The organism is Acidovorax sp. NN32 (assembly GCF_057597245.1).
On sequence record NZ_CP199679.1, the window covers coordinates 2,817,754 to 2,831,539 of the forward strand.

Below are 13,786 nucleotides of genomic sequence, written 5' to 3' on the forward strand. Positions count from 1 at the left end.
ATGTCCGTGAAGCAGTCATCTGCCGCGCATGGCATCGAGTTCCGGGATGTCAGCAAGCGGTACGGACCATTGCCCAGCGCGCCGATGGTGGTGGACCACATCAGCTTTGTGGTGCCCCGTGGCACGCTCACCACCATCCTGGGGCCCTCGGGCTGCGGCAAGACGACCACGCTACGGATGATTGCCGGGCTCGAATCGCCCACTGCAGGCCGCATCTTCATCGACGGGCAGGACGTGACAACCCTTGGCCCGGCGCAGCGCAATGTGAGCCTGGTGTTCCAGAGCTATGCACTGTTCCCGCACCTGAACGTGATCGACAACGTGTGCTACGGCCTGCACGGGCTGCACCTGCGCCCGCCGCAGGTGCGCGACAAGGCCCGCGCCATGCTCGACACCGTGGGCCTGCAGGGCCTGGACCTGCGCAGGCCCCATGAACTTTCGGGGGGGCAGCAACAGCGCGTGGCCCTGGCCCGGGCGCTGGCGCTGGAGCCCGCCGTGCTGCTGTTTGACGAGCCGCTGTCCAATCTGGACGCCCGCTTGCGGCGCGCCATGCGCGAAGAGATCCGCGCCCTGCAGCAACGCCTGCGCTTGACGGTGGTCTATGTGACCCACGACCAGAGCGAAGCCTTGGCGGTCAGCGACCAGATTGTGGTGATGGACAAAGGCACCATCGCCCAGTGCGGAGCGCCCAGCACGCTGTATGAGCAGCCCGCGTCCGAGTTTGTGGCGGGCTTCATGGGCGAGGCAATGCTGTTCGAGGGGCACATCCATGCGCTCAATCCGGCGGATGGGGAAAGCCCGGCGGCTGGCAGCCATGCCCGGCTCGGCCCTTTGCGCGTGCCATCGCCAGCATCTCTCGCCCCCGGCCCGGTCAAGATCGCCGTGCGGCCCGAAGCCTGGGTCATCGGCCCCGCAACCTCCAGCGGGCTGGCCGCCCGGCTGACCAAACGCACCTACCTGGGCAGCGTCATGGAATACACCTTTGCGAGCGCGCTGGGCGAGATCTTTGTGGTTTCGCCCCAGGTGAAGCTGCCGCTGGATGTGGGCGCACCGGTGAGCCTGACGCTGGCAGACCACGGGGTGTCGGTGGTGGCGGGGTGAGATGCCCTATGGCACGGACAATCCACCACGCACCGGCACACCGACTGCCGGGCATGAAATATTCAAGCAAAAATGGGCACTGGCGCTTGATGGATAAGCGCAAGCAGCTACAAAAACAATAGTGACCAGCGGATGCCAGCGTGGTGACCCGGGCCACAATACGGGCCTCCACCACCGCACGGCCACCGGTTTTTCACCTTGAACTCTCCCGTTTTCACCTCGCTGATCCCCGTCATCCTGTTCATCGCCATCGGCTTTTACGTGGGGCGGCGCGGCTGGATTCGGGCCGCAGCGGTAAAGGACCTGGCCAACCTCGTGTTCATGGTGCTCACGCCCGCGCTGCTGTTTCGCACCATGAGCACGGTGCACATCGAAGACCTCAACTTCGGCCCCGTGGGGATCTACTTTGTGGCGTTTGGCGTGGTGTACACGGCCACGTTGGCGGTGCTGGGCTTTACCAGCCTGGGCGCGGCGCGGGCGCTGGCCAACACCTTCAGCAACACGCTGATGATCGGCGTGCCGCTGGTGGGCCTGGTGTTTGGCGATGCGGGGCTGGTCACGCTGTTCACGCTGATCTCGGTGCACTCGCTCATCCTGCTGACCGCCGCCACCGTGGTGTTTGAACTGGCCGCCGCGCGCGAGCATGCAGGCCGGGAGGGCTCCGCGCAGCAGCCCATGTGGCGCACCGTGCTGCAGGCCGTGCGCAACGGTATCGTGCACCCGGTGCCGCTGCCCATCATTGCGGGCCTGCTGTTTGCGCAGACCGGGCTGGTGGTGCCGCAGGTGGTTGACAAACCCCTGCTGCTGCTGGGCCAGGCGCTGGGGCCGATTGCGCTGCTGCTGGTGGGGGTGACGCTGGCGTTTACCAAGGTCGGCCACCACTTCAAGGCCGCACTGCGCATTGCGCTGGTCAAGTGTGTCGTGCACCCCATCGTGCTGGCCACCCTGGGCTGGGCACTGGGCCTGTCGGGCATGCCGCTGGCGGTGATGATCGTGGCAGCATCGCTGCCGGTGGGGGCCAATGTGTTCCTGTTTGCGCAACGCTATGCGGTGGCCGAGGATGAGGTGACGGCGAGTGTGGCGGTGTCTACGGCGCTGGCGTTGGTCACGATGCCGGTGGTGATTTTGGCGGTGACGCGGTGGGTGGTGGGCTGAATTTGATGGGCTGATGATCTGCTCGGCGGTTTTCTGCTGCCGCTTGTCGGTCAGGGTACGGCGAGAAATCCGAGCGCCTTCATGACGAACTCGGCGTGGAACTGGAAAACCCCGCCATGGCCCGCGTCGGGATAGATGATCAGTTGGCTGTTGGGTAGCCGCCGTGCCAGGTCGTGCGTGTTGATCGTCGGGACCATCCGGTCGTTGTCACCGTTGACAACGAGCACCGGCTGCCTGATTTGGGAGAGATCGGCAGGCGCCTTCTTGCCCCAGGCGCTCAGGGCCTGCAACTGGGCCACGTAGGCGCTCACGGTGATGTCCTTGTCACGGTTGTCCGTGCGCTCCGAGAGCCGTTTCAGGAAAGCCTTGCCGGCTTCGATGCCGCCGGGCGTGCGGGTGAAGAACAGGAACTGCTTGGGGTCCTGGCCCGTGAAAAGGCCTCGCAAAAGGTCCAGATTGGCCACCCCTGCAACGGAGCTGATGCCCTCGCCCCCAGCCGGGCCGGTGCCAGCGAGGATCATTTTGCGAACCAGATCGGGCTCCTTCAAGGCGATCTCTTGGGCAATCATTCCACCCATCGAGAAGCCGAACAGATCCACCTGCCGGTAGCCCTTGGCCTTGATGAAAGTGATCGCGTCATCGGCCATCTGCTCCATGGAGTTGGATGGCGAGCCGCTGGATGCACCCACGCCCCGGTTGTCGAACGCGATCACGTGGCGCTGGGCGGCAAGCCCATCCACCACGCGGGGGTCCCAGTTGTCCAGCACCGCCGCCAGATGGACCAGCAGAATCAGCGGCGTCCCGCCGTGGTGCTTGCCCAGTTCACGGTAGGCAAAGTCCACCCCGCCCGCAGAGATGGACTGGGTGGGCGCAGTGGCCCAGGTTGACCGCTCTGGGCTGGCTACTGGCGCGGCGCGCATGGTGCCTCCAGACACGGCCTGTTGGGCATGTGATGGAGTGGATGCAAACGGGGCAGCCAGCGCAAGCAGCGCAGCTGCCGTTTTTTTCAGGAGGGGGTTCATGGCGGGCTTTCGGTAGGCCAAAGACACAGGGGCGGGTATCGGGGCTTACTCAGCCCATGGGGTGCAGGTAGGTCGGCGTGGGCGCGGTCATGCCGTTTTTGACCAGCATGGTGAGTTCGTCCGCCAGGACTTCGTCCAGACCCGCTTCGAGGCCATCCAGCGCACGCTGGACGATTTTTTCAGGGCTCGACTTGGGCACATCGAATCCCCGGGTAAGGTCAGTGTCCACATATGCCATGTGCAGGCCGAGCACCTGGGTTTTCTGGGCCAGCAACTCGTTGCGCAACGCGTTGGTGAGCGACCAGGCGGCAGACTTGCTGGCGGAGTAGGCGGCCAGCTCTCCGCCGTTCACCCAGGAGGCGACCGACAGCACATTCAGCAGGGCACCGCCCCCGTTGTCCTTCAGGATGGGCGCAAACGCCTTGCTCATGCGCAGCACAGAGAAGAAGTTGGTCTCGAAGATGCGGCGTGCGACTTCTTCGCTATCGTCAGCGAGAAATCCCCCTGGCTGGGCGATGCCCGCGTTGTTGATGAGCAAGGTCACATCCCCGGCCTGCGCGACGGCACTGGCGACTTCGTCGGGCTTCGTCACATCAAGTTTCAGCGCCTGCACACCGGGCAGGGTGACGGAGGCCGGATCTCGGGCGGCTGCATAGACTTTGCGGGCACCCCGGTTCAAGAGTTCACGTGCAAAGGCCAGCCCAATGCCACGGTTGGCGCCCGTCACGAGGGCTACGGCGTTTTCAATCTTCATAAAAAACTCCAGTTCAAAAATCAAGATTTCGTTGCGCAGGGCAAAGCCAAGCCAGGCGGGCCATGTCTGCCTTGTGCCCTGCTTGGCTTTGCTCTGATTGGCTTTTGGGTGACTACCGCACCTTGATCACGACCTTGCCTTTGGCGCGGCCCCCCTCGACGTACGCAAGTGCGTCATTGGTGGACTCAAACGAGAAGACCCGGTCCACCACAGGCCGTATCACCCCGGCCTCCACCAGGCGCGTGATCTCGCGCAGCTGACTTCCGTTGGCCCTCATGAAGAGGAACGAATAGCCGACCCGGCGCGCCAATGCCCTGCGCCTGACGCCTGCACTCAGCAGCCGCACGACCAGCTTCACGAACCAGGGGGCCTTGATCGCACTTGCGAAATCGGGATCTGGCGGGCCGGAAATGGAAATGAGCTTTCCACCGCCCTTGAGCACTCGCAGGGATTTTTCGAGGGTCTCGCCGTCCTGGCTGTTCAGTACGACGTCGTAGTCGCGCAATACGTCTTCAAAATCCTGCGTCTTGTAGTCCACCGCGACGTCGGCCCCCAGGGCCTTCACCAGTGCGGCATTGGCCGTGCTGGTGGTCGTGGCCACCGTGGCACCAAGATGCTTGGCCAGCTGGATGGCAAAGGTCCCCACGCCGCCAGAGCCCGCCTGGATAAAGACCTTCTGGCCCTTTTTGATTTGGGCCTTCTCGACCAACGCCTGCCAGGCCGTCAGCGCCACCAAGGGAAGGGACGCTGCTTCTTCCATGGTGATGTTCTTCGGCTTGAGCGCCAGCGAGGCCTCTTTCACCGGCACAAATTCAGCAAACGTACCGATGCGAAAGTCGTCCGGCCGTGCGTAGACCTCATCACCCACTTTGAACTGCCGCACGCGGGGGCCCACCTGGGTGACCACGCCAGCCACGTCGTGGCCCAAGACGAGGGGCAGTTTGTAAGGCAGGATGAGCTTGAACTCTCCACTGCGGATCTTCGAGTCCAGAAGATTCACACCCGCAGCGTGGACCTGGACCAGGACTTCGTCGTCGCGCAGCTCCGGGGTTGGCAGCTCGGTCAATCGAAGATCCCCTTTTTTGCTGTAGCGATCAATGACAAATGCTTTCATGGTTTTCCTTACTCCTGGCGTATCCAGGTTGGTGAACGGCCCACTGGCGACGATCAAATTGTGTCTATATGATTTTCGTCATATTTCAGATCGAGACAAGGACCGCATCACCTTCGTCAAGTTAGCGCGCGCCAGTCTCGCCAGAGGAGATCTGGCCAGTACGGACTGCATCTGCCGCCTGTGCCCGGATGGCTGCGCGGTCAGCCACAGACTTGTAAGACTCGGCTTTGGAGCCCGAAGGGATCTGGCTTCGGGTCATGGGTACTTGTGCAGCTTCTGCGGCGACCTCAGCCCGCGTGCGGTTGCCCTCAAACTGGGTGGCAAATTGCGCCGGGTCCAACTCAGCAGCCTGTGCGCCGACTGCGGTGAGCGTTGCGACTACTGCGACGGAGAGAAAGCGAGAGAAGGTGTTCATGCTGGATATCTCCTAGGGAATGAGGCTCACGCGCCTCAGAAAATGCTGAATGCCAGGCTTTTCGGCGAGTCACTCAGCGTGGTTTGCGGTGGAAGGGTTGGTGGTCAAGGCAATCAATAGGGCGTTTCAAAGTTCGACGGCTGAAAGATTTCATGATGATCATCATATTTCTGTACAAACAAGAACGTCGAAACAGGCCAGAGAACAAGCCCTCGATAGGCTGATTTTCGACTTTTCCAATTCATCTCAGTTTCTAATATGATGCTCATCATAATTTAACCCCAAAAAAATGGAAGCTATTTTTGCGACTCTTCACCACTGGAGCGGGCGTACTTGAAAGCAGCTTTGCTGAGCCTTCCAGCCAGCGAAGGATCGTCTACGGCGCGCGCCAGGGAAACGGCTCCCACCATGGTGGCAACCAGAAAAAGTGCTCGCTCGTGGGCTTCTGGTGTTCCCCAGGTGGGCAACTGTCGTGCGATCACATCCACCATTTCTTTCATTCGCCGGGTGGCTGCACGCCGCACCTCGGGGGCTTGGCGGGCCAGCTCCGAACTGAGGGCTGCCATAGGGCAACCAACATCCGGATTGTTGATATGCTGTTCCGACAAATAGGCCCCCAGCATAGCCTCCAGCGCTTGATCGGCTGGAACCGACGCAGCTGCAGACTCGGCGAGCCCAACGGTTTCTGCACCCGCTCTGTCTGTGGCTTCCGCAAGCATCGCCTCCCGAGAAGGGAAGTGGGAATAGAAGCCACCATGCGTGAGGCCTGCGTCCTTCATGATGTCCGCAACGCCCGCTCCGCTGAATCCATTGCGCCTGATGGCACGCGCCGCCGCCGCCACGATGCGCTCATGGCTTAGCTCTTTGCGTGATGGGGCTGCGTTCTTCATGCCCTCACTGTATCACGAATTATGATGGCCATCATAATTTTTATCCACCAACGGCTTTTCCAAGTCACAGGCTCTTGAGGTCAAGAGATGCTCATGGCGCCGCGACGTGAAGAAAAGATACGACGAAGTGGCTTGGACTCAGGCGTCTTGGGGGCCGTGGCACGCCACGCAGAGCTTGTTGCCGTCCGGGTCTCTGAAATATGCGCCGTAGTAGTTGGCGTGGTACTGCGGCCTCAGGCCGGGCGGCCCGTCACAATGCCCCCCGTTTGCCAGGGCCGCAGCGTGCACTGCATCCACCTGCGCGCGGGTGCTGGCGACAAAGGCAGTCATCTGGCCGTTGCCCGGTGCGTGTTCGCCTTCAAAAGGACGGCCGATGAGAAAAAGGGGGCGCGGGTTGGGGTGGCTTTGCCATCCGGCCCAAGGGTGGGCGGTATCCACAAAACGCGGCGCGATGCCCAGCGCTGCCATCACGGGCTGGTAGAACGCCAGCGCGCGGTCGAAGTCGGTGACGCCGATGAAGATGTGCGAAAACATCGTTGGCCTCTTGCAGGTCTGTTGTTGTCCCTGGGTGGGCCCCAGTCAGGGCGCCAGCCGCTCCCGTACCCACTCCCCCCCATCCATCCGATACCGCAACCGGTCATGCAACCGGCTTTTGCGCCCCTGCCAGAACTCCCACTGATCAGGCTTGAGGCGATACCCGCCCCAGTGGGGCGGGCGGGGTGGTTTCAGCATGAACTGCGCGCCGTATTTGGCGGCGTTGGCCACCAGCACGCCCCGGCCAGAAATGACCTGGCTTTGCGGGCTGGCCCAGGCGCCGATGCGCGAATCCAGCGGGCGGCTGGCAAAGTATTCGTCGCTTTCTTCGTCACTGACCTTTTCCACCACGCCCTCGATGCGCACCACACGTTCCAGCTCTACCCAGTGGAACTGCAGGGCTGCGTAGGGGTTCCCAGCAATCTGGCGGCCCTTGCGGCTGTCGTAGTTGGTAAACCAGACGATGCCGCGCTCGTCATAGCCCTTGATCAGCACGATGCGGGTGCTGGGGCGCAGGTCGCTGCCCACGGTGGCCAGGGTCATGGCGTTGGGCTCGGGCACTTCGGCACTGATGGCTTCTTTGAGCCACTGGTCAAACTGCTGCAGAGGGGCGGCGTGCGAGGCGTCTTCGTTGAGTTCGGCGCGCTCGTAGCTCTTGCGAAGGTCGGCGATGGAGGTGGTCATGGGCCAATTGTGCATGCGAGGGCAGGGTGGTTGCCAGCCACGGCGGGCACGCTCTACAGAGGGCGACGGCCGGGCGGGATCCGGGTAACGTGGGGTCTTCGGTGGCCCCGGTTGTCGTCGAATAACTATTCGCTTATATTGCCGCATCGATGAAACCCAAAGACGACGAAAAACAGCGCGCCATTGCCCAGGCCACCTTCGAGCTGGTGGCCCAGACGGGCCTGAGCGGCCTGACCTTGGCCGACATTGCCCGCGCGGCGGGCATTGCCACCAGCACGCTGTATGTGTACTACCCGTCCAAGGATGAACTCATCAGCCAGCTTTACCAAGATGCCAAGACGGTCACGGCCGCGCGCATCATGGAGGGCATCGTGCCCGGCATGCCCTACCGCGCCCGCGTGCGGCGCGCCTGGGGCAACCTGCTGCGGCATCGGCTGGACCAGTATGCCGAGGTGGTGTTTCAGGAGCAGTACTACAACTCGCCCTGGTTCACCGAGGGCAACCGCGAATTCTCAACCCGTCTGATGGCCGGTTTTTTTGCGTTGATGGAAGAAGGCCAGCAGCAAGAGATCCTGAAGGCCGTGCCCATCCCGCTGCTCACGGCCAGCCTGGTGGGGTCGGTGCGAGAGACGGGCAACCTGATCCGCACCAAGGTGCTGCCCGATGAGGAGGCCGTGCACCAGATGGCTTTTGGGCTGTGCTGGGACGCCCTGAAGGCCTGAGCAGGAGATTGCGATGAATTTGTCTACCTGAGGTTGATCTTTTAATCGAATTTATATTCTCTTAAAAATGCAACTCACCACGCTCCAACCGTTTCATGGCCGATGGCGTCGCTGACACCATCCCGCTCTGTTCAACCGCCTCCCACCACACAACAACACCTTCCCCACGGAGAACCCCACGATGCCTACCCTCAACATCAATGGCAAAGACACGGCTGTCGATGCCGATGAATCCACCCCCATCCTCTGGGCCCTGCGCGACACGCTGGGCATGACCGGCACCAAGTTTGGCTGCGGCCAGGCTTTGTGCGGGGCCTGCACGGTGCATCTGAACGGTGCGCCCATTCGTTCGTGCATCACGCCCATTTCGGCGGCGGCAGGCCAGAAGATCACCACCATCGAGGCGGTGACCACCAATGACAAGGTGGGCAAGGCCGTGCACGCCGCCTGGGTCAAGCACGACGTGGCCCAGTGTGGCTACTGCCAAAGCGGCCAGATCATGAGCGCCACCGCACTGCTGCAGGGCAAGAAAAAACCCACCGACGCCGACATTGACGCTGCCATGGCGGGCAATGTGTGCCGCTGCGGCACCTACGTGCGCATCCGCGCGGCCATCCATGACGCTGCCAAGACTCTGGCCTAAGAACACCGAGCAGGAGAACACTATGCATTTCGACGCTCAAACCGCCCGCGCCCATATGCCAAAAGGCCTGGTAGCGCTTATGAATCAGGCGCAAGGCGCTATCAATACAGAAGCAGACGTAGCCTCCCACGAAGGCGTGGCGCGCCGCACGTTCCTCAAGGTGTCTGCGGCATCCGGTTTTGCGCTGGGTGCGTTTCCGCTGATGGCCAGCGCGCAGGGCGCCGGGGCAGCGGCCGCAGGCCTCAAGCCGTTCGAGCAGCCTTCAGCCTTTGTCCGTATCGACGCCGATGGCACGGTCACCGTCACCATCAACCGCCTGGACTTTGGCCAGGGCGTGCAGACCGGCCTGCCCATGATCCTGGCCGAAGAGCTGGATGCCGACTGGAGCAAGGTGCGCAGCGTGCACGGCGATGCCAACCAGGCCTATGCCGACCCGATGATGGGCATGCACCTCACGGGTGGCTCCAACTCCATCAAAAACTCCTACACCCAGTACCGCGAACTGGGCGCGCGCACCCGAGCCATGCTGGTCTCGGCCGCTGCCGCGCAGTGGGGCGTGGATGCCTCGGCACTGCGCACCAGCAACGGTTTCGTCGTCGGCCCCGGGGGCAAGAAGCTGGGCTACGGCGCGCTGGCCGAAGCGGCCATGAAGCAGCCCGTGCCTGAAAAGGTCACATTGAAAGACCCCAAGCAGTTCCGCCTCATCGGCAAGCCCACGGGCCGACTCGACGCCAAGGCCAAGTCGAGTGGCCAGCAGGACTACGGCATTGACGTGCGCTTGCCTGGCATGCTGACGGCCGTGGTGGCGCGCCCGCCGGTGTTTGGCGCCAAGCTGAAGTCGATGGACGACAGCGCCGCCAAAGCCATCAAGGGCGTGAAAGCCGTGCTGCGCGTGCCCACCGACCGGGGCGGCGAGGGCGTGGCCATCGTGGCCGATGGTTACTGGCCCGCCAAGCAGGGCCGCGATGCGCTGAAGGTGGAATGGGACACCAGCGCGGTGGGCAAGCCAGACACCACGGCACTGCTGGCGCAGTACCGCGAGCTGGCCACCAAGCCCGGCAACGTGGCCATGCAGGCCGACATGGCGCCGCTGGCTGGCGCTGCGCACAAGATCAGCGCCGAGTTCGTCTTCCCCTACCTGGCACACGCACCGATGGAGCCCCTCAACTGCACGGTGAAGCTCGATGGTGACAAGGCCGAACTCTGGATGGGCACGCAGATGCCCGGCCTGGATGCGATGGCCGCCGCCAAAACGCTGGGCCTGCAGCCGCAAAACGTGAAGGTGAACACCCAGATGGCCGGTGGCGGCTTTGGCCGCCGCGCCATCCCCACCAGCGACTACGTGGTGGAAGCCTGCGGCGTGGCCAAGGCGGCGCGCACGGCGGGCATCACCGCACCGGTGCGCACGCTGTGGAGCCGCGAGGACGACATCAAGGGCGGCTACTACCGCCCCATGCACGTGCACCGCGCCGAGATCGGGTTCGACGCACAAGGGAAGATCCTGGCGTGGGACCACACCATCGTCGGCCAATCCATCACCAAGGGATCGCCGTTCGAGGCCTTCATGGTCAAAAACGGTATCGATGCCACGGCCGTGGAGGGCATGAAGGAGCCGTACAACGTGCCCATGAAACTGTCGGTGCACCACCCCGATGTGAACGTGCCTGTGCTGTGGTGGCGCAGTGTGGGGTCTACCCACACCGCCTACGCCATGGAAACCCTCATCGACGAAGTGGCGCGCACCACCAAGCAAGACCCCGTGGCCTACCGCATGGCCCTGATGGGCGACAAACACCCACGTCACAAGGCCGCATTGCAACTGGCGGTGGCCCAGTCGGGCTATGGCAAGAAGAAGCTGGCTGCTGGCCGCGCCTGGGGCGTGGCGGTGCACGAGTCGTTCGAGTCGGTGGTGGCCTATGTGGTCGAGGCGTCCGTCAAGGACGGCGCGCCCAAGCTGCACAGCATCACGGCCGGCGTGCATTGCAATCTGGTGGTCAACCCCAAAAGCGTGGAAGCCCAGGTGCAGGGCGCGGCGCTGATGGGCCTGTCGATGTGCCTGCCCGGCGGCGCCATCACGCTGAAGGACGGCGTGGTGGAGCAAAGCAACTTTGGCGACTTCGCCGTGCCGCGCATCACCGACATGCCCCAGGTGACGGTGCACATTGTGCCGAGCGCTGATCCACCGAAGGGCATGGGCGAGCCTGGGTTGCCGCCGCTGGCACCTGCGTTTGCGAATGCCATTGCCCAACTAACGGGCAAAACGCCGCGCGAGCTGCCGTTCAAGCTGGCTTGAGTGCAGCGTGCATCCGGGGGGCGGGTGCCTCACCCCCCGGGTGCTCCTGATGCAGCGGCCATCTTGACCAGCTCCAGAAACGCCCGCAGGGTGGCCGTGGGCTGCCTGCGGCTGGGGTAGTACAGGTAGAAGCCCGGGATGGGTGGGCACCAGTCGTCCAGCACGCTCACCAGCGCGCCGCTGGCCAGGGCCTCGCGGGCGTAGGGTTCGTACAGGTACGCAAACCCCACGCCCGCCAAGGCCGCCTGCAGGATGAGCGGCATGTCGCCCACGGTCAGGCGGCCTTGCACATCCACCGCGATCTTTTCGCCGGCCTTTTCAAACTCCCACGCATAGCGCGCTCCGCTCGGAAAGCGGATGCGCACGCAGGGCATCTGCATCAGATCGCGCGGGTTGCGCGGCGCACCCACCCCCGCGAGCAGGGCAGGGGACGCCACCACCATCAGCTGCTGCTGCGGCCCCAATGGCAGGGCCACCATGTCCTGCTGCAGGCGTTCTCCGTAGCGGACGCCTGCGTCAAAGCCACCTTCGACAATGTCGACCAACCCGTCGTCCAGCACCAACTCGACCTCGGCCTGCGGGTGCTGCGCCAGAAACTGTGCAACCAGCGGCCCCAGCACCAAATCGCCCGCCGAGCGCGGTGCATTGATGCGCAGCAGGCCCTGCGGGGTGTCGCGGAACACGTTGATGTCGTCAATGGCAGCAGCAATATCCTGCAAGGCGGGCCCCACACGATCGAGCAACTGGCGCCCGGCTGGCGTCAGCGCCACGCTGCGCGTGGTGCGGCTGAACATGCGAACACCCAGCCGCTCCTCCAGCGAACGCACGGCATGGCTGATGGCCGAGGCCGACAGGCCCAGCTCTTGCGCGGCGGCCCGAAAGCTCAGGTGGCGCGCGATGGTGCTCAGGAGTTTGAGATCTGCAAGGTCCAGGCTCATTATTGAAATCAGTTCATTGATGTGTGCATTTTCAGGCCATTTATATATTCCATTTTCAACAATAAGCTTCCCGCTGATTTGCTACACCACAGGAGAGAACATGCAAAACAGCGAGTGGAATCTGGCCGGAAAAACTTATCTGGTGAGCGGAGCGTCTTCGGGCATTGGTGCCGAAACCGCCGTGGCGCTTGGGCGCCACAAAGCCAATGTGGTGCTGGCCGCGCGCCGCACGGCCGAATGCGAAGCGGTGGCCGAGCGGGTGCGTGCCGCCGGTGGACAGGCCTGGGTGATGGCCCTGGATGTGACCGATGAGGCCAGCGTACAGCGCAGTGTCGAGGCCACAGTGCAGCACTTTGACCGCCTGGACGGCGCCTTCAACAACGCAGGCGCCCTGGGGGTCGCGGGCCCTTTGCACACCCTGAATGCAGCGGATGTGCAGGCGGTGCTGCAGGCCAACACATTGGGCATCTTCTATGCAATGAAGCACCAGATTGCCGCAATGCTGAAGACGGGTGGCGGGGCCATCGTGAACAACCTGTCCATCTCGTCCCAGGTGGGGTTCAATGGCATCAGCGCCTATACCGCTAGCAAACACGCGGCCCTGGGCCTCACGCGCAATGCGGCGATGGAGTATTTTCAGCAAGGCATCCGCGTGAACGCCGTGAGTCCGGGGCCCACCGTCACTCCCATGGCACTGGCCGCCTTTGGCAACGAGGATGCAATGCGCAGTACCTTGCAGGCATCAGTGTCTGGCCGCCCGGCAGCCCCAGCCGAGATGGTCGGGCCGGTGCTGTTTTTGCTGTCGGATGCAGCCAGCTTTGTGAGCGGGCACAACCTAGTGGTGGATGGCGGATATACGCTGGCTTGAGTCCCGTCGCAGTGCGGCGGACGGCCTAGAATCTCGCCCGCTGTGCGCCGCACGGTTCATTGTCCAACGCAGGTCCTATCTCCATGTCTCTCGATCCCTCGTCTCCCGTGGTCCTGGTGCTGGCCTCCGGCCGGGGCGATCGGTTTGTGGCATCGGGCGGGCAGGTGCACAAGCTGCGCGCATTGCTGGCGGGGGTACCGGTGCTGGAGCACACGCTGGCCGCCGTGCGCGCCAGCGGGCTGGCATGGCACCTGGAGGATGTGGGCCATCCGGGCATGGGCGATTCGATTGCGGCGGCGGTGCGGGCCACGTTCCATGCGGCAGGCTGGCTGGTGTTGCCGGGAGATCTGCCTCTGGTGCGGCCTGACACCCTGCAAATGCTGGCCCAGGCCGTGGCGAAGAGGGCGGTGACGGTGCCGTTCTTTCACGGCGAGCGCGGCCACCCCGTGGGATTTGCTGCGCAGTGCTTGCCGGATCTGCTGGCCCTGTCGGGCGAGCAAGGTGCCGCCCGCGTGGTGCGCAAGTTTGCTGAGCAAGGGCAGGTGCAAAACCTGGCGGTGGAGGACGAGGGCACGGTGACGGACATTGACACCGTGCAGGATCTGGCGCGCGCCGAACGCCTCCTTGCCAGCCGTCCACCGGCCTGATCTGCC

General features: G+C 63.5%; 15 protein-coding genes. 7 read left to right on the forward strand and 8 right to left on the reverse strand.

Going from position 1 to position 13,786, the window contains the following annotated elements:
- Both ACT89O_RS13180 and ACT89O_RS13185 read left to right on the forward strand, forming a co-directional pair.
- Entirely contained in the window at window positions 1–1,101 is a 1,101-nt protein-coding gene (locus tag ACT89O_RS13180) for an ABC transporter ATP-binding protein (protein WP_487260256.1), read from the forward strand.
- A 198-nt stretch (window positions 1,102–1,299) separates the two neighbouring features.
- Window positions 1,300–2,256 (forward strand): AEC family transporter, encoded by a 957-nt coding sequence (locus tag ACT89O_RS13185; RefSeq protein ID WP_218301095.1) that lies wholly within the window; start codon window positions 1,300–1,302, stop codon window positions 2,254–2,256.
- A 50-nt stretch (window positions 2,257–2,306) separates the two neighbouring features.
- Here the strand turns inward: ACT89O_RS13185 and ACT89O_RS13190 are convergent, their stop codons facing one another.
- From ACT89O_RS13190 to pdxH, 7 genes are all read right to left on the reverse strand, one after another.
- A complete protein-coding gene (locus tag ACT89O_RS13190) occupies window positions 2,307–3,278 on the reverse strand; it encodes an alpha/beta fold hydrolase (RefSeq protein ID WP_487260257.1) in 972 nt (323 codons plus the stop codon).
- 49 nt (window positions 3,279–3,327) lie between these two features.
- Window positions 3,328–4,032, reverse strand: a complete 705-nt coding sequence (locus ACT89O_RS13195; protein WP_487260258.1) for an SDR family oxidoreductase — start codon at window positions 4,030–4,032, stop codon at window positions 3,328–3,330.
- A 112-nt stretch (window positions 4,033–4,144) separates the two neighbouring features.
- A complete protein-coding gene (locus ACT89O_RS13200; RefSeq protein ID WP_487260259.1) occupies window positions 4,145–5,146 on the reverse strand; it encodes an NADP-dependent oxidoreductase in 1,002 nt (333 codons plus the stop codon).
- 121 nt (window positions 5,147–5,267) lie between these two features.
- Window positions 5,268–5,561, reverse strand: a complete 294-nt coding sequence (locus ACT89O_RS13205) for a hypothetical protein (RefSeq protein WP_121506402.1) — start codon at window positions 5,559–5,561, stop codon at window positions 5,268–5,270.
- Window positions 5,562–5,857: 296 nt separating this feature from the next.
- Window positions 5,858–6,451: a TetR/AcrR family transcriptional regulator gene (locus ACT89O_RS13210; protein WP_121420177.1), complete on the reverse strand. Its 594-nt coding sequence runs from the start codon at window positions 6,449–6,451 to the stop codon at window positions 5,858–5,860.
- A gap of 138 nt (window positions 6,452–6,589) precedes the next feature.
- Window positions 6,590–6,985 carry a VOC family protein gene (locus ACT89O_RS13215; protein WP_487260260.1) on the reverse strand — a complete coding sequence of 132 codons (396 nt, stop codon included), beginning with the start codon at window positions 6,983–6,985 and terminating at the stop codon, window positions 6,590–6,592.
- Window positions 6,986–7,030: 45 nt separating this feature from the next.
- Complete coding sequence (gene pdxH / locus ACT89O_RS13220) at window positions 7,031–7,684, reverse strand: pyridoxamine 5'-phosphate oxidase (protein WP_121506400.1); 654 nt, start codon at window positions 7,682–7,684, stop codon at window positions 7,031–7,033.
- Between the two features lie 134 nt (window positions 7,685–7,818).
- Between pdxH and ACT89O_RS13225 the strand changes: the two genes are divergently transcribed.
- From ACT89O_RS13225 to ACT89O_RS13235, 3 genes are all read left to right on the forward strand, one after another.
- Window positions 7,819–8,391 carry a TetR/AcrR family transcriptional regulator gene (locus ACT89O_RS13225; protein ID WP_121506399.1) on the forward strand — a complete coding sequence of 191 codons (573 nt, stop codon included), beginning with the start codon at window positions 7,819–7,821 and terminating at the stop codon, window positions 8,389–8,391.
- A gap of 181 nt (window positions 8,392–8,572) precedes the next feature.
- Entirely contained in the window at window positions 8,573–9,034 is a 462-nt protein-coding gene (locus ACT89O_RS13230) for a (2Fe-2S)-binding protein (protein ID WP_055401911.1), read from the forward strand.
- Between the two features lie 22 nt (window positions 9,035–9,056).
- Window positions 9,057–11,327 (forward strand): xanthine dehydrogenase family protein molybdopterin-binding subunit, encoded by a 2,271-nt coding sequence (locus ACT89O_RS13235; RefSeq protein WP_487260261.1) that lies wholly within the window; start codon window positions 9,057–9,059, stop codon window positions 11,325–11,327.
- A gap of 29 nt (window positions 11,328–11,356) precedes the next feature.
- Here ACT89O_RS13235 and ACT89O_RS13240 read toward each other — a convergent pair whose 3' ends face one another.
- Window positions 11,357–12,265 (reverse strand): LysR family transcriptional regulator, encoded by a 909-nt coding sequence (locus tag ACT89O_RS13240; RefSeq protein ID WP_487260262.1) that lies wholly within the window; start codon window positions 12,263–12,265, stop codon window positions 11,357–11,359.
- 100 nt (window positions 12,266–12,365) lie between these two features.
- Here ACT89O_RS13240 and ACT89O_RS13245 point away from each other — a divergent pair, with 100 nt between their 5' ends.
- Both ACT89O_RS13245 and ACT89O_RS13250 read left to right on the forward strand, forming a co-directional pair.
- Window positions 12,366–13,133 carry an SDR family NAD(P)-dependent oxidoreductase gene (locus tag ACT89O_RS13245; RefSeq protein WP_487260263.1) on the forward strand — a complete coding sequence of 256 codons (768 nt, stop codon included), beginning with the start codon at window positions 12,366–12,368 and terminating at the stop codon, window positions 13,131–13,133.
- Window positions 13,134–13,216: 83 nt separating this feature from the next.
- Complete coding sequence (locus tag ACT89O_RS13250) at window positions 13,217–13,780, forward strand: nucleotidyltransferase family protein (RefSeq protein WP_436129283.1); 564 nt, start codon at window positions 13,217–13,219, stop codon at window positions 13,778–13,780.
- Window positions 13,781–13,786: the final 6 nt, after the last annotated feature.